This is a genomic window from Campylobacter concisus, from assembly GCF_003048555.1.
GTDB classification, from domain to species: Bacteria; Campylobacterota; Campylobacteria; order Campylobacterales; family Campylobacteraceae; genus Campylobacter_A; species Campylobacter_A concisus_AO.
Window position 1 is genome coordinate 1 of the sequence record NZ_PIRR01000004.1, and the last position, 15,335, is coordinate 15,335.

The window sequence follows — 15,335 nt, forward strand, 5'->3', positions numbered from 1 at the left end:
TGCCAGAAGGCTCATTGTTAAAAGTACAAAATGCAATCTACTTTAAAAATTTAAGCGAGATAAAAAAGCTTAAAAATTTTATCTATATATTGATTTTATGCCAAAAAGAGGAGCTTTTAGAAGAGCTTCACAAAACATCTGAAGAAAATCTACTCTTTTAAGTTTTTATTATTTATAAGATCGATTAGCCTAACATCCTCGCTTCTTACGATTAGACTTTTAGGCAGCTCAAATTTTTTTATCACTTCGCACTCTTTTTCTCTCATTTCACCATCATCTTTTTCATGATCAAATCCCAAGATATGAAGTAATCCATGTATAAAAAGTAGTGCGGTTTCGGCCTCTTCACTATGATTTAGCTCAGTGGCTTTCTCTTTTACCATATCTTTGTTTATAACGATTGAGCCAAGTGGGGCATGAATGACAAGCTCAAGCGGAAAGCTTAAGACATCTGTAGTTTTATCAATGCCTCGCTCGGTTTTATTTAGTTCTCTCATCTCTTCCTTATCGACAAAAACTAGCTCGATTTCTCCTAGTGTCAAATATTCACAAATTTCATCTAAAATTTTTGGATAGCTCTCTTCGCAAAGTATCATTTTAGGCTCTTTCCTTGGTAACTTTTTGTATAATTCTAGCAAAAATAAAAGGCAAAATATGAAAAAAGCAGTTTGTATAATGAGTGGTGGTATGGATAGTACGCTTTGTGCTGTAATGGCAAAAAGGGCTGGATATGAGATCGTAGCGCTTCATTTTGACTATAACCAAAGGACAATGAAACGCGAAAAATGTGCATTTAACGAAATTTGCGAAAGATTAGGTATTACAAAAAAGATGAGTTTAGATGTTAGCTTTATTGCCAAAATAGGCGGGAATTCTTTAACCGATGAAAGCTTGCAAATAAGAAAAGATGGAGTGGAAAAAGATGTGCCAAATACTTACGTGCCTTTTCGAAATGGTATTTTTATCTCGGTCGCTGCCGCACTTGCTGAAAAAGAAAATGCACAAGCTATCTATATCGGTGTCGTAGAAGAAGATAGTTCAGGCTATCCTGACTGCAAAGAAAGCTTCATAAAAAGTATAAACGGGTCCATAAATTTAGGCACATCACCTAGTTTTTCGTGTGAGATAATTACTCCACTTGTAAATTTAAGCAAGGCTGACATCGTAGCAAAATCTCTTGAGCTTGGCTCGCCACTAGAGCTTACTTGGAGCTGCTATGAGAGCGAGGACAAGGCATGCGGGCTTTGCGATAGCTGCAGGCTAAGGCTAAATGGCTTTAAAAAGGCAAATGCCACTGATAAAATCTCATATAAAAATCAAAAAATTTCCTTATGAGTCTCTAAAAGTAGCAAAGAGATATCTTACTTTGCTACGTTTTACTATATTTAAACATTTTGGAAATTGATATTTTTCCTAATCACCACATTTTATTAAGCAATGCCATTTAACGAATTTAAAGATACATCAACACTTAGGCTCTTGCTAGCTACCAAAAACATAAATTCTCGATCAAGCTTGCCAAATTTAATAAGGAGGATTAAAAAGTAGTTAATAAATTTAGCCAAGGGTACAGTAAAAATTTATAAGTAAGTGGTTGCTACCACGGCTTTTTAGTGATCTTATTTCTTCTTATTGTCTTGTTTTTTATTTTGATCGCTTTGGATTTTTTCTAAATTTATATATCCCATTTCAACGAGTTTATTATAAATTTGAGCGATTTTTGGTCCAGCCGCACTTCCACCATGGCCACCATGCTCGATAACCATTGTGATAACGTATTGCGGATCTTCATAAGGCGCATATGTAGTCATCCACGCATGAGATCTTTGCAAATACGCCATATCCTCTTCTTTCATACGTTTCTTTTCAGTTTGAGAAATTCCAACGACCTGGGCAGTACCTGTCTTTGCAGCAACTTTAACTAGGCTTCCAATAAAATGCCTATTTGCCGTTCCTCTTTGGTGATTTGCTACTTCATACATTGCATGCCTAATGGCTGGTAACTGTGATTTTTCAAACGGCGTAAAAGCATCATCTGTTGGTGTAAAATCAACATCCTTGCCATCAATGCTCTTTAAAAAATGTGGAGTCACATTTAGCCCAGTTGCAAGGCCTGCTGTATATTTTGCCACTTGCATAGGCGTGACCAAGAAATTTCCCTGTCCGATAGAGGTGATGAGGGTCTCGCCTTGAAACCACGCCTTGCCATACTTCCTCATCTTCCACTCTCTACTTGGCAAAGTCCCCACAAACTCATTTGGCAAATCAACCTCGGTTTTTCTACCAAAACCCATACGTTCAAGTATCGGTACAATAGCGTCGATCCCTATCTTTTGACTACCTTTATAAAAATAATCATCACAGCTCTCTCTAATTGCCGTATTCATATTAACATTTCCATGTCCATGAGAGTTCCAGCAGCGGAATTTACGCCCTCCAAGCTCATACGAGCCACTACAAAAAAAGCTATCGTATTTACTCATACCATTATCCAAAAACGCAAGCGCCATACCCATTTTTACGACAGAACCTGGCGGATAAAGGCCGTTTATTAGCTTGTTTGTGAAAGGATGATCGACGTTTTTTACAAGCTCTTCCCATTCAGGCTGAGAAATTCCAAGCACAAATGGGTTTAGATCGTACTCTGGAAAGCTACCAGCAGCTATGATAGCACCGTCTTTTAGACTCATGACTATGACGCTTCCTGCATCTTTGCCAAAGACATCAGCCACAAACTGCTGAAGCTCAAGATCGACTGCAAGCTTGATGTTTTGACTTTGTGGTGCTTGATAATTTATCTGCTCGATCTCTTCATTTAAGGCATTTACCTTTATCTTTTTAAACCCTTGAATTCCTTGTAAGATCGGATTATAAAACCGCTCCACGCCACTTCTTCCAATGTAATTTGTAAGCTTCGTCAAAGGATCATTATCCATATCTTTTTGATTTGCCCTACCGACATAGCCGATGATGTGAGAAGCTAGATCGTTATACGGATAGTGGCGTTTTGAAGCGGGCCTTATCTCTAAATTTTCACGCAAAGAAAGTGATGCAAAAAATGGCAAAAATTTATCATAATCAATAAATTCAACCACATTTATAAAATCTTGGTTATAAGCTGAGTCGTTTTTTATGTATTCATTTTTAAGTTTAGTGACATTTAGATCACTAAATAGTGAGCCAATGTAAGCTAGCTCATCATCTAAAATTTTTACCTTTTTATTAGCACTTAAATGAGGTCTAATGGATACTGAAAAACCAAGACGATTAACAGCCATTGGCTTATCATGTGCGTCAAAAATAATACCCCTAACTGGCGGAATATAAATAGTCTTTATAGCGTTTTGCTCTGCAATTTCGTTGTAGTAAGTATTTGAGTTTATGCTTAGGTGATAAATTCGTCCCAAAAGTATAATCCAAAAAAGAGCGATCACACTAAAGACGATGCGCATTCTCATAGCACTTTATCCCTAAAAAGAACAATAGCAAGGATGCTTTCAAATGCTATAAAAAATAGATATTCAAATGAAAATGCTAAATTTTGCTCATTTAAAACGTAAGCAAATAGGTTATTTACAAGAAATGTTAAAGTATATCCAGCTGCTACAAAGATGATAAGTAGGCAGTTTCGCCACTTCATTGTGGTATATAGCCAGTCTAAAATAAAATTATAAAAAAGCAAAAATGCAATAATTGTTGAAAAAAGATGAAATCCATGAATTTGCTCAGCAAATATTATAAAAATTATCGCAAAGTACCAATTATGCTTAAACTCGTCGTATTGCTTTTGTTTTCTTGAATACTCCAAAATCATATAAGTAAAAAAAATGCCAATGAGTGGTGGCAAAAAGCCAAATTGCGTAGTTGCGATCTCGTATGAGAATAAAAAAACAGCCCACCAAAATTCTTTAAAAATTTTAATATCTAAGCTGCTTATGGTTTGCATTTTATCTACCAAGAACGTTATTTATGATAGCTTCTCTAGCCTTTTCGATACCGCTTTTATTAAGAGTTGAGACCAAGATGCCGCTTGGATCAAATTTCATTACCGCACTCTTTTGGCTTTGATTTAGCTTATCACTTTTTGTATATAAATTTAAAATTTTCTGGTCAGCTCTTAAAAAGCTTTTTAGATAAGCATCTACATTTACGTCTATGTCTAAATCAAAATGTCTAGCGTCAATTAGATGTATAAAAAGTCTAATGTCGATTCTAAATTTCAAAAACTCATCTAAATTTTTACGCCATTCATCATGCTTTGACTTTGCCACTTTTGCATAGCCAAAGCCTGGCAAATCAACCAAAATGAGCTTAAATTTATCTTTTTCGCCCTCTTCTTTTTGCTCACAAAACTCGGCCTCAAAAAAATTTATAAGCTGAGTTTTACCAGGAGTCGATGAGCTTTTGGCTAGATTTTTTTGATTTACAAGTGTATTTATGAGGTTACTTTTACCAACATTTGATCTGCCCAAAAAGACGACTTCGCTTGTTACGAAGCTTGGAGCCTCTTTTATACTTGGACTTGATGTGATAAATTTAGCACCTAGTGGCCTTATCACTTATCTTTTTCCTCTACCTGAAAGATAAATTTAACAGGCTTTTTCTCATCACTATTTACGCTATATGTGCCATCTTTTTGATTGACAACGATCTTTTCGCCATAAACATTTTTATCAGTTTCTACCTCATGCAAATAGCCATTTCCACTAACAGTATATATCTGTTTTGCTGGCTCGTATGTAAGAGTATTGCCTTTACCGTCGTAGTGCTTATCTTTTATAAAAATTTTTGCTCTAGCATTGCCAGTGGCCACATATTTTATAGGCTGGCGTTTTTTGTCAAAATAGACAACCACCTTATCTGCCTTAAGCTCATCAAATGAACCCTTTTTGATATTTACATTACCTATAAATTCACTAGTTTGCTTATTTTCATCTGCAAAAAAATCATTTGATGTGATTTCAACTTGCTCTGCATTTAAAAATGTAAAACCCAATATCACCGCTAAAATCGCTGATTTTCTTCTACCCATGCCCTTAACCCTTTTACCTGCGTTTGTTTTTTGCCAAGATCATAGCTTCCACTCTCACCCAGCGCCTTATCATTATTTCTTATGAGTGTGAAATTTGCTTCAGATCTTACTATTTTTGTTTTTGTTCCATATATCACTTCCTCACTTATAAATCTCAAACTATCGTTGTTTTCATAGTTTGCATTCTTTTGAAAGATGATTTCGTCATTTTGTGAGATTGCTTTGTCTGAGCTTAGAAAATGTTTTAAATTTCCTCTTAAAATTTTTGCTTTAAAACTCAAAAATTCATCTTTATCGTTGTATCTATTTAGCTCATCAGCCTCGTAGACTCCGCTTATTTTCGTGGAATTTATCTCATAATCTATCACGTCATTTATCTGCATATTTGATATCTTTGTGTCGATCTTTAAAACATTTGCAAGGTATGGATCTTGAGCTGCCAAAAATATCATCACGACACTAAAAATGGCCACGACGAAGTAGAAAATTTTTACAACCAACGCTTAGACCACTCGTCATATAAATTTTCTGATTTTATAATAAGCTCGATCATCTCTCTAACCGCGCCATTGCCACCTTTGTGTTTTAGCTTTGTCTTTACTTCAAGCTCTTTTATCGCATCTTTTGGTTTAAAGCTCCAAGCAACTGCATTTAAAATCTTATAGTCATTGTAGTCATCGCCGATAGCTGCTGCGTTTTTAAAGCTAAGCCCTTCAAATTTTAATATCTCACTCGCCACTTCAAATTTATCACCAACACCTTGATAGACGTGATTTATCTTTAGATCTTCAGCTCTTCGCTCAACAATAGCTGACTTTCTGCCAGTTATGATAGCTACTTTTTTGCCAAGTTTTAGCCAGCTCTCTATCGCGTAGCCATCTTTTACATCAAAAAATTTAAGCTCTTCGCCGTTTGCATTATAGATGATCTTGCCATCAGTGAGGCAGCCATCAACATCTAAAAATATAATCTCTATCATAAAACGCCTTTTGTACTTGGAGTGCCGATCCTTGCGTTTTTAGCAAGTGCTCTACGAAGTGCGACGGCGAATGATTTAAATGTTGCTTCGATGATGTGGTGAGTGTTTTTACCACGAATTTGATTTAGATGAAGCGTGATAGCTGAATTTATAGCAACTGCCCTAAAAAATTCCTCCGCAAGCTCAGTGTCAAACTCCCCTACTTTGGCATTTTCATTAAAATTTTCATAGACAAGGTAGGCTCTATTGCTAAGATCTAACGCACAAAAAACAGCTGCCTCATCCATAACAACACTCGCCTCACCAAATCTTTCAACACCACTTAAAGGATACAAGGCCTCTTTTAAAAGCTGACCCAAAACTATGCCGACATCCTCAACGCTGTGGTGAAAATCCACATACGTGTCGCCCTTGCATGAAATTTCAAGATCAAGCAAAGAATGCTTTGTAAAAGCTTCAAGCATATGGTCAAAAAAGCCAATGCCAGTATCTATCTTTGCAACCCCGGAGCCGTAAATTTTAAGCTTCATTAAGATTTGTGTCTCTTTTGTATTTCTAGTTAGTTCTAAAATTTCTTCTCTCACGCCCTAACCTCTTACTATAAAAGCACCTTGGAATTTACCGCTTCTTGCATAATCCCTAGCCTCGTCCTCACTTCTAAAGCCATTTAAAAATACCCTATAAATGGTCGAGCCATCTATAGTAAATGTCCTAACTACCGACTTATAACCATCTATGCTTTGATGCTCTCTTTGATATCTGTTTGCGCCCTCAAGGTTTTTAAATGAGCCAATTTGCACCATAAAATCTCCACCTACGACTCGTTGCTCTGACGAAATAATAATGCCTCCAGTTGGAGCTGTCGGAGAGACTGGATTTGGCACTTTTATGCCAGTGCTTGTCGGTTTTGCTTGAGTGTTAATGCTTGCAATAGCATTTATATCTTCATTAAAGCCTATGACTTCCATACTGACTGGAGCTGTGCCTGTACCGATAATATCAAGTTTAGTTGCAGCCGCCTTTGAAAGATCTAAAACTCTATCAGCCACAAAAGGTCCACGATCATTTACACGAACAATGACGCTTTTTTGATTTCTTAAATTTGTTACTTTAAGGATCGTATTCATCGGCAAAGTTTTGTGTGCTGCAGTCATATTGTACATATTATAAATTTCGCCGTTTGAGGTTGTTTTACCATGAAAATTTGGACCATACCAGCTCGCTGTACCACTTGCCCTATCACCCACACTTACAACGGTTGGGTAGTATGTTTTGCCATTTATCGTGTAAGGTCTCATTGTTGCTTTTTGGATAGAAGCTGAATTATTGCCTCTTACATTAGTTGGGCCACTTGGTGTAAATGGTGCCCCGTTCCAAGAGCAACCAGTAACTAGAAGAGTAAAACTTAGTCCTATATAAAATTTTAGGCTCTTATGGTATGACAATATTTACTCCAACATTTAAATTTGAACTAGCAAAAGAATTTGCATCTTTTAAATCTTTTTCGCTCACATTAAATTTTTTAGATAAAGAAGCTATCGTGTCACCAGTTTGGACTATATAGTTTTGAGATTTATTTTGTGCGGAAAATGGAATAATTAGTTTTTGATTATAGCTTACGGCATTTGTGCTAAGCTCGTTGTAGTCCTTGATCGCTCTATGACTAACACCTGTTTTTTTAGAGATAGAAAGTAGTGTTTCGCCTTTTTTTACAACGTAGGTATAAAAATTATTTTTACCGTTAAATGGCTTGAAATTTTCTGCAAAAAGCTGTTTTTTGTTTTCAGGGATATAAACATAATAATCTTTTAGAGTTGGTGGAGTAAATACAAATTTTAAATGCGGGTTGTTATTTTTCATTTTTTTTGTACTAAGGCCGATACTATCGCCTATTTGAGCTAAATTTGTACCGCCAGGTACTTTTACTTTTACAAGCTTTAGTCCTCCGTTTATGTTCAATAAAGATGAATCTTTAGACATCAAGAAGTCCGCGTCTTTTGCGGTATATGCTGCTCTTAAAATTTTAATAACAAAATTTCTAGTTTCGGCTGGAAGGTATTTTTTCTCCGCGTCAAGAAGCGTTACAAGATCATCTGTGCCAGCTTTTTGTATAGCTCTTTTTAAGGCTCCATCGCCGCAGTTATAGGCCATAGCTGCTAGATACCACTTGCCAAATTGATTTTTAAGCGACTTTAAATAATTTGTAGCCGCAATAGTAGACTCTACTGGATCTTTTCTCTCATCTACATATTGACCCACTTTTAAACCATGAAGTCTAGCCGTTTGCTCCATAAACTGCCACATGCCAGTAGCTTTTGCGTTTGAGACTGTATGATTTGAAAAGCCTGATTCTATCATAGCTAGATAAAAGAATGACTCAGGTACACCGGATTTTTTGATCTGCTCTTTTACCATCGGTATATACATATAACCATTTTTTAGAGCTTCTGTAAATGTTTCAAGTTGTGATTGTTTGATACCTTGTCTCATCTTTGCATAGTGAGAAGTCTTCATAAAGCTAGCATCAATGTCTAGCTCTTTTAAAATTTTTACCTGAGTATCGTATGAGCTTTTTTCAGGTGTATTTGCTAGTAGCAAGGTACTACATGCAAACATTAAAAATATTTTAAGCATTGCTTTCATTTCTATCCTTTTTCGTGTCAAAACTTAAGATGCTAGCATCTTAAACAAGTGCAACGCTCAAAATTTAAGCAAAGCACTTAAACAACCTTTTGGCATTATTTGAAGTTTTTTCGCAAGCAACTTCAAATTCAAGGTTTAAAATTTCAGCTATCTTTTTAGCAACAAATGTCGTAAACGCCGGCTCATTTCTCTTGCCACGATTTGGTTCTGGCGTGAGATAAGGAGCGTCAGTTTCAATAACTATCCTATCAAATGGGATTTTTGGCAAAATTTCGACTAAATTTTTAGCATTTTTAAATGTTAAAACACCGCCTATACCAAAATAAAAATTCCCAAATTTACAAAGCTCTAAAAGAAGCGGCGAAGCATTATAACAATGCAAAATCGCTCCAGCTTCAAGCTTTGGTGCATACTCTTTTAAGATATTAAAAGAGTCCTCATTAGCCTCCCTAATGTGAAGAATAACGGGTTTTTTTAACTCAACAGCTAAATCAAGTTGAGCTAAAAAAATACGTTTTTGATCCTCTTTTTCTTTTATCTTTTCATTTTCATCTTTTGGCAAGCGAAAGTAGTCAAGACCACATTCACCAATCGCCACACACTTTTCATCTTTGGCAAATTTTCTTAAAATTTCAATGCTAAAACTCTCTTTATCATATGGATGAACTCCAGCGGCAAAGAAAATGTCAAAATTTTCACGCGCTATTTTAGCTGCTTTTGGTAAATCATTGATATCAGCCCCCGGAATAATAAAGCCCTTTAGCCCTAAATTTCTAGCTTCATCTAAAATTTTATCAAGGTCAGGATCATAAACTTTACTATCCAAATGACAATGCGTATCTATAATCATAAAGCTATTTCTACTCTGTTTCTACCATTTTCTTTTGCGGTGTAAAGTGCTGAATCGCAAGCCTCAAGCATATCGTCTATCTCGCAATGCCCATTGCCAAAAGATACACCTATAGATATGGTCACTCTTATTTTTTGTTTTTTTATAACTACTTCATTTTCAGCCACTTTGGCTCGTAAATTTACAAAAAATTTGACAGCTTCTTCTCTGCCTATCTTTTTAAGCACAACGCAAAACTCTTCGCCGCCAAATCTAGCAACGATGTCACTTCCTTTTGTATTGTCATTTAAAATTTTTGCAATTGATTTTAGTATCCTGTCTCCGCCATCATGGCCATATGTATCATTTATCTTCTTAAAATAATCAATATCAATCATTGCAAAAGCATAAGGCTCATTGGTCTCTTCAGCTGCTTGGACATACTCTTCCACGTCGGAATAAAAAAATCTTCTATTATAAACCCCAGTCAAGAAGTCACGATTTGCAAAATTTGCTATCTTATTTATATTTTCCATCGCTTCGATCGTATTATTAACACGGCATATTAGCTCTTCTTTTGAAAATGGTTTTGCTATAAAATCGCTCGCACCATTTTTTAAAAATATTGATGCGTCAGTCTTTTCGCTAGGCGATGTCATAACGATTACACCAAGACTATTTTTATCTTTTTCTTTTCTAACCTCTTTTAGAACTTCAAGACCATCTTTTACCGGCATTCTATAATCAGTTATTATAAGATTTATATCAGGATTATCCGCAAAATAGTTCATTGCCTCTTCGCCGTGAGCTGCGGCCAAAACTTTAAACTGAAGGCTGGTTAATATCTTTTTTATCATATTTCTAAAAGGAAGCGAGTCTTCGACAACCAAAACCTTATATTGTCTATTTTTGCTCAGTCTATTTATCATTTGAAAGATATAGTTGATATCGTCCATGTTTCCTTTATAAACATAATCAACAATATCTTTATTTATAAATTTTTCCCTTGTTTCATCATCAATACTACCTGTTAAAACAATAGCTGAAAGTCCTTTGGAAAGTGCATAATCAACGATCTCGCCATTTGGAGCATCTGGCAAATTTAAATCCAAAATAGTCATAAAATAATCTTTATCATGCTCATTAATTAGCATTTGAGCCTCGGCAAAACTGTATGCGACATCAATTGCCATCTCGTCAATACTCTTTTCCATTTGCATAACAATCAGCTTTGCTAACGCCTTATTATCATCAACTACAAGAATTCTTTCCATATTATTTCCATAAAAATTTTATCAAATTAGTGACGATTTTATCAAATAAATTTATTTACAAAGCTTAAATTAATAATTTAAATTAAGCTACTTTAAAAGCCCTTTAGCAAAATTTATTGCTTCTTCGCTTATATGTTCGCCACTTATCATACGCGCAAGCTCGTTTACACGCTCCTCTTTGTCAAGCTCTCTTACGACCGAGTTTTCCTCGTGACGCTCTACCAAAAAGTGTGAATTTGCCTTTGAACTAAGCTGTGGCTGATGTGAAATGGCAAAAATTTGATAAAAATTTGCAAGCTTAAGCAAGACATTTGCGATGCTCATCGCCTCTTTTCCACTTAAATTTGCATCTATTTCATCAAGTATGATGACATCACCGCCCGTTTTTGTGATCTCGCTAGATGCGGCTATAAAAGCCAGTCTTAGGCGGTTTAGCTCGCCTGAACTTAAATTTTTAAGTGAGGTCTCGTTTAAATTTAAACAAACCTCATCAAGCCCTAAAATATCAAGTCTTTTTTCTTCTATTTTTAGTGTAATATCTGGCATATAAAGCTCTTTTAGGTATAAATTTATCATCGTCTCAAGCTCTTTTAAATTTACGCCCCTTACCCTGCTTAAAGCACCAGCTAGCTCATTTGCCTTTTTGCTCAAAATTTCAAATTTCTTCTCAAGTTCACTCTTTTCAAAGCTTAAATTTTCATATCTGGCAAGCTCTTTTTCCTTTTTAGCAAGTGCTTCCAACGCCTCTTCCTCGCTGCCGTATCTTCTGATGATGGCATTAAGAGCTTCTATCCTATCAAGCACGCTCTCCACGTCGATATCGTCAAGCTCCTCCATATTTAGGCTATCTCTTGCGACCCTTAGCTCGTTCATCGCATCTTCAAAAAAGCCGTTGTCAAGGTCGCTGATGCTTAGCGCCTCATTTACGCTGTGCTCTAGCTCAAATATCCGCTCAGCCCTAGCCCACGCCTCATTTATCTTATCCTTTTTACTAAGCCTCTTTTTTGTCTCCATAAGCTCTTCAAACTCGCCTTTTTTAGGTTCCACGCTTCTTATCTTCTCGATCTCAAAGCTAGCAAGCTCCTTTAGCTCCTCGACCTTTTTCTCTTCCTCTTTGATAGTGGCTAGCTCTTTTGAAATTTTAGAAAATTCTAAAAATGCCTCTTCAAATTCCTGCTTTGTTTCTTTAAATTTCTCATTTTTCGAAATTTCTAGCCTGTCAAGCAAATTTAGAAATTTCTCATTTTCAAATTCATTTGCCTCTTTTGCCGAGAGATATTTGATGTGCTCGCGCGCCACTTGGGCTAAATTTTTCTTTGAGATGGCTTGTTGATTTATAAAATACCTCGTGCTCTTATCTTTTAAAAGCTTAAAAATATTGACCTCTTCGTTTTCTATGCCAAACTCATCAAGCTCAAATTTATGCTCCACGTCAGCCTCAATCAGCCTTGCTTCGCTATCTTTTAGCCCAAAAACAGCCATTATGGCGCTCATTAGCACCGACTTACCAGCGCCGCTAACGCCCGTAAATACGCTAAGACCCTCTTTAAAATTTAGCTCGACATTTTTAAAATTTAGATAATCCTTAATCAAAATTCGATCAATCATTATAACCCCAGTGAAGTTTCTCTTTTAAAATTTGAAAATAATCCCTACCGATATGGCGTATGAGCCTCGCTTTTTTCTCGCTCAGACTCATGCTGACGGCTGAAATTTTACTCATATCAAACCTATCTTGCCCATCAAGTACCAAAATCGCATCACTATTTGTTCTAAATTTGACTGTGTGATTTTTCGTAAGCACGACTGGACGCTGTGTAAGCGAGTGCGAACAGATAGGAGTTACTGTGAAAACTTCGCTTAATGGATAGATAATAGGACCATTTGCGCTCATGTTATATGCCGTTGTTCCAGCAGGTGTCGCCACTATAACGCCATCTCCAAAATATGAATTAAAATATTTTTCATTTAAAAGTGCCTCGATATGTGTCATCGAACCACCATTTTTACTAACGATGACTGCATCGTTAAATGCTATCTTTTGCTCGGTTTTGCCATCATTTTTATGAAGCGCGACATCAAGCATAAAAGGCATTTCTACCTCAAATTTACCATCAAAAAAGTCTTTAAAAAATTTCTCACTCTCATTAATCATTATGTCAGTTAGAAATCCGAGTCTACCAGCGTGTATGCCAAGGACAAGTGGCGAGATGTGGGCTAGCTTTCTACAAGTTGAAATGATCGTGCCATCTCCGCCAAGAGTGATCAGAAATTCACACTCTTTGGCCAATTTTATAAGCTCAAAACCACTTTTTTCTATGCGCTTAGCACAATTTTTTTCAAGCAAAATTTCTGCGTTATACTTTTTTAAAATTTTTTCTAATTTTTCTAAATCTTGCCTAAATAATGGATAATCTTTAGCAATAAGTCCTACTTTTTTTGTGCAAAAAGTATTAAATTTTTGTTCATTTTTCATGTAAATGATTGTAACATATTTTATTTTAACAAAGCTTTTCAAAAGAAAAAAGCGACTATAATTGCCTAAAAAACATTGCAAAGGAGCATTTTATGCGAAGTCATTATTGCACCGATCTTAGCAAAGCTGATATCGGTAAAGAAGTAATACTTTGTGGCTGGGCAAACACATATAGAGACCACGGCGGCGTCGTTTTCATCGACTTAAGAGATGTTAGCGGGCTTATACAATTAGTTTGCGACCCTGCTGACAGCAAAGAAGCACACGACGTGGCTGCAAAAGTAAGAGATGAATATGTCTTAAAAGCAAAAGGAAAAGTAAGAGCTAGAGGCGAAGGACTAACCAATCCGAAGCTAAAAACTGGCGAGATAGAAGTAATAGTAAGTGAGCTAATCATCGAAAATCCAAGCGAGCCACTACCATTTATGATAGGCGATGAGAGCGTAAATGAGGACATCAGGCTAAAATACCGCTTTTTAGACCTTAGAAGCGAGCGCTTGCAAAATATATTTAAAATGCGTTCTCGCGCAGCGATCGCAGCTAGAAATAGCCTAGATAAAATGGGCTTTATCGAGTTTGAAACTCCAGTTTTAACACGCGCAACTCCAGAAGGTGCGAGAGACTATCTAGTGCCAAGCCGTGTATATCCGGGCCAATTTTACGCACTCCCACAAAGTCCACAGCTATTTAAACAGCTTTTGATGTGTTCTGGCTTTGATAAATATTTTCAAATCGCAAAATGCTTCCGCGACGAGGACTTAAGGGCTGATCGCCAACCAGAATTTACCCAAATAGATATTGAAATGAGCTTTGTCGAGCAAGAAGATATCATAAATATGGCTGAGACGATGCTAAAAGACATCTTTAAAGCCTGCGGATACGATATCAAAACGCCATTTAGACGTATGAGCTACAAAGAGGCAACCGAGACTTATGGCTCAGATAAGCCTGATCTTAGATATGATCTAAAAATGATCGATGTGATCGATATTTTCGAGCGCTCAAGTAATGAAATTTTTAGCTCTATCGCAAAAGATAAGAAGAAAAACCGCATCAAAGCGCTAAAAGTGCCAAATGGCGACAACATCTTTAGTAAGCGCGAGATGAATAGATTTGAGGAGTTTGTACGTAAATTTGGTGCACAAGGTCTTGGCTACTTCCAAATGAAAGAAGAAGGACTAAAAGGCCCACTTTGTAAATTTTTCGAGCAAAGCGATCTTGACGAGATCGTCTCAAGATGTGAACTAAAAGTTGGTGACGTCGTATTCTTTGGCGCTGGTAAGAAGAAGATCGTGCTTGATTACATGGGAAGATTTAGAATTTTCCTAGCTGAGCAAATGGGCATCATTGATCAAGACAAGCTTGAGTTTTTATGGGTGCTTGACTTCCCAATGTTTGAGCAAAATGACGACGGCAGCTACTCTGCGATGCACCATCCATTTACAATGCCAAAAAATATAGACGAGCCTGATCTTGAAGATATCCTCTCTATCGCTCACGACGTCGTGCTAAACGGCTTTGAGCTTGGCGGCGGAAGTATAAGAATTCACAAAAACGACATCCAACAAAAAGTCTTTAAGCTTCTTGGCATAGATGAAGCCGAGCAGCGTGAGAAATTTGGCTTCTTGCTTGATGCCTTGACATTTGGTGCGCCTCCACATGGCGGTATTGCGATCGGCTTTGACAGATTAAATATGCTTGTAAATAAAGCAAGCTCGATCCGCGACGTCATAGCCTTTCCTAAAACACAGCGCGCTCAGTGCCCACTCACAAAGGCACCAAGCTACGCTAGCAACGAACAACTTAGAGAGCTAGGACTAAGGATAAGAGAAAAAGAGCAAAAGGCTTAAAATTTGCCTTTAAAAAGAGATGGAATTTTGTCTTTAAATATTTTTTTTAGACAAAATTCCATCCTGTAATTTAAATTTATAAAAAGATGCCTCCGACTTGGCGGCTAATTAAATCAAAACTTGCCTAAGTAGTTTGAGATGATTTTTGTGGTTGCGACGTAAAATTTTGCGCAGATAGAACACTTAGTTCATCAAGCTAAATTTTACTAGCTCCGCAAAAAGCGCTCAAAAGACAAAGGCAATAAAAGGGAA

Annotated in this window: 16 protein-coding genes; 2 read left to right on the plus strand and 14 right to left on the minus strand. The window is 36.5% G+C overall.

Annotation, left to right across the window (positions count from 1 at the left end):
- Positions 1–149: 149 nt before the first annotated feature.
- On the minus strand, positions 150–596 hold the full coding sequence (gene ybeY, locus CVS92_RS00985; protein WP_107788200.1) for an rRNA maturation RNase YbeY: 447 nt from the start codon (positions 594–596) through the stop codon (positions 150–152).
- A 58-nt stretch (positions 597–654) separates the two neighbouring features.
- Here ybeY and queC point away from each other — a divergent pair, with 58 nt between their 5' ends.
- Positions 655–1,335 (plus strand): 7-cyano-7-deazaguanine synthase QueC, encoded by a 681-nt coding sequence (gene queC, locus CVS92_RS00990; protein WP_107788201.1) that lies wholly within the window; start codon positions 655–657, stop codon positions 1,333–1,335.
- A gap of 284 nt (positions 1,336–1,619) precedes the next feature.
- On the opposite strand, the gene mrdA is transcribed toward queC, so the two are convergent.
- The 13 genes from mrdA to CVS92_RS01055 form a co-directional block, all read right to left on the minus strand.
- A complete protein-coding gene (mrdA, locus tag CVS92_RS00995; RefSeq protein WP_107788202.1) occupies positions 1,620–3,458 on the minus strand; it encodes a penicillin-binding protein 2 in 1,839 nt (612 codons plus the stop codon).
- The gene (locus CVS92_RS01000; RefSeq protein ID WP_107788249.1) at positions 3,455–3,946 is read right to left on the minus strand and encodes a hypothetical protein; all 492 of its coding nucleotides are present in this window, start codon (positions 3,944–3,946) and stop codon (positions 3,455–3,457) included. The genes mrdA and CVS92_RS01000 overlap by 4 nt, the downstream gene beginning before the upstream one ends.
- Before the next feature lies 1 nt (position 3,947).
- The gene (gene yihA / locus CVS92_RS01005; protein ID WP_107788203.1) at positions 3,948–4,559 is read right to left on the minus strand and encodes a ribosome biogenesis GTP-binding protein YihA/YsxC; all 612 of its coding nucleotides are present in this window, start codon (positions 4,557–4,559) and stop codon (positions 3,948–3,950) included.
- Positions 4,556–5,032: a lipopolysaccharide transport periplasmic protein LptA gene (gene lptA / locus CVS92_RS01010; RefSeq protein WP_072594780.1), complete on the minus strand. Its 477-nt coding sequence runs from the start codon at positions 5,030–5,032 to the stop codon at positions 4,556–4,558. Before lptA ends, yihA begins: the two co-directional genes overlap by 4 nt.
- Positions 5,005–5,532: an LPS export ABC transporter periplasmic protein LptC gene (locus tag CVS92_RS01015; RefSeq protein WP_107788204.1), complete on the minus strand. Its 528-nt coding sequence runs from the start codon at positions 5,530–5,532 to the stop codon at positions 5,005–5,007. The genes lptA and CVS92_RS01015 overlap by 28 nt, the downstream gene beginning before the upstream one ends.
- Positions 5,523–6,011 (minus strand): KdsC family phosphatase, encoded by a 489-nt coding sequence (locus CVS92_RS01020; protein ID WP_107788205.1) that lies wholly within the window; start codon positions 6,009–6,011, stop codon positions 5,523–5,525. The genes CVS92_RS01015 and CVS92_RS01020 overlap by 10 nt, the downstream gene beginning before the upstream one ends.
- Complete coding sequence (gene hisB, locus CVS92_RS01025; protein WP_199906395.1) at positions 6,008–6,583, minus strand: imidazoleglycerol-phosphate dehydratase HisB; 576 nt, start codon at positions 6,581–6,583, stop codon at positions 6,008–6,010. The genes CVS92_RS01020 and hisB overlap by 4 nt, the downstream gene beginning before the upstream one ends.
- A 15-nt stretch (positions 6,584–6,598) precedes the next feature.
- A complete protein-coding gene (locus CVS92_RS01030) occupies positions 6,599–7,456 on the minus strand; it encodes a septal ring lytic transglycosylase RlpA family protein (RefSeq protein ID WP_107788207.1) in 858 nt (285 codons plus the stop codon).
- Positions 7,443–8,654, minus strand: a complete 1,212-nt coding sequence (locus CVS92_RS01035; RefSeq protein WP_107788208.1) for a lytic transglycosylase domain-containing protein — start codon at positions 8,652–8,654, stop codon at positions 7,443–7,445. The genes CVS92_RS01030 and CVS92_RS01035 overlap by 14 nt, the downstream gene beginning before the upstream one ends.
- A 64-nt stretch (positions 8,655–8,718) precedes the next feature.
- Complete coding sequence (locus tag CVS92_RS01040) at positions 8,719–9,504, minus strand: TatD family hydrolase (protein ID WP_107788209.1); 786 nt, start codon at positions 9,502–9,504, stop codon at positions 8,719–8,721.
- Positions 9,501–10,757 (minus strand): diguanylate cyclase, encoded by a 1,257-nt coding sequence (locus tag CVS92_RS01045; RefSeq protein WP_107788210.1) that lies wholly within the window; start codon positions 10,755–10,757, stop codon positions 9,501–9,503. The genes CVS92_RS01040 and CVS92_RS01045 overlap by 4 nt, the downstream gene beginning before the upstream one ends.
- A gap of 87 nt (positions 10,758–10,844) precedes the next feature.
- Positions 10,845–12,365 (minus strand): AAA family ATPase, encoded by a 1,521-nt coding sequence (locus CVS92_RS01050; RefSeq protein ID WP_199906393.1) that lies wholly within the window; start codon positions 12,363–12,365, stop codon positions 10,845–10,847.
- A complete protein-coding gene (locus CVS92_RS01055) occupies positions 12,358–13,233 on the minus strand; it encodes an NAD(+) kinase (protein WP_107788251.1) in 876 nt (291 codons plus the stop codon). Before CVS92_RS01055 ends, CVS92_RS01050 begins: the two co-directional genes overlap by 8 nt.
- A gap of 92 nt (positions 13,234–13,325) precedes the next feature.
- On the opposite strand from CVS92_RS01055, the gene aspS reads away from it, so the two are divergent.
- On the plus strand, positions 13,326–15,083 hold the full coding sequence (gene aspS, locus CVS92_RS01060) for an aspartate--tRNA ligase (protein WP_107788211.1): 1,758 nt from the start codon (positions 13,326–13,328) through the stop codon (positions 15,081–15,083).
- The last annotated feature ends 252 nt before the right edge of the window (positions 15,084–15,335 follow it).

Excerpts from the sequence above, each read along its gene's own strand:
- CVS92_RS01020 (WP_107788205.1), bottom strand. The coding sequence starts at position 6,011 with ATGATAGAGATTATATTTTTAGATGTTGATGGCTGCCTCACTGATGGC.
- CVS92_RS01050 (WP_199906393.1), bottom strand. The coding sequence starts at position 12,365 with ATGATTGATCGAATTTTGATTAAGGATTATCTAAATTTTAAAAATGTC.
- mrdA (WP_107788202.1), bottom strand. The coding sequence starts at position 3,458 with ATGAGAATGCGCATCGTCTTTAGTGTGATCGCTCTTTTTTGGATTATA.
- ybeY (WP_107788200.1), bottom strand. The coding sequence starts at position 596 with ATGATACTTTGCGAAGAGAGCTATCCAAAAATTTTAGATGAAATTTGT.
- CVS92_RS01055 (WP_107788251.1), bottom strand. The coding sequence starts at position 13,233 with ATGAAAAATGAACAAAAATTTAATACTTTTTGCACAAAAAAAGTAGGA.
- CVS92_RS01035 (WP_107788208.1), bottom strand. The coding sequence starts at position 8,654 with ATGAAAGCAATGCTTAAAATATTTTTAATGTTTGCATGTAGTACCTTG.
- aspS (WP_107788211.1), top strand. The coding sequence starts at position 13,326 with ATGCGAAGTCATTATTGCACCGATCTTAGCAAAGCTGATATCGGTAAA.
- queC (WP_107788201.1), top strand. The coding sequence starts at position 655 with ATGAAAAAAGCAGTTTGTATAATGAGTGGTGGTATGGATAGTACGCTT.
- CVS92_RS01000 (WP_107788249.1), bottom strand. The coding sequence starts at position 3,946 with ATGCAAACCATAAGCAGCTTAGATATTAAAATTTTTAAAGAATTTTGG.
- CVS92_RS01040 (WP_107788209.1), bottom strand. The coding sequence starts at position 9,504 with ATGATTATAGATACGCATTGTCATTTGGATAGTAAAGTTTATGATCCT.
- lptA (WP_072594780.1), bottom strand. The coding sequence starts at position 5,032 with ATGGGTAGAAGAAAATCAGCGATTTTAGCGGTGATATTGGGTTTTACA.
- CVS92_RS01045 (WP_107788210.1), bottom strand. The coding sequence starts at position 10,757 with ATGGAAAGAATTCTTGTAGTTGATGATAATAAGGCGTTAGCAAAGCTG.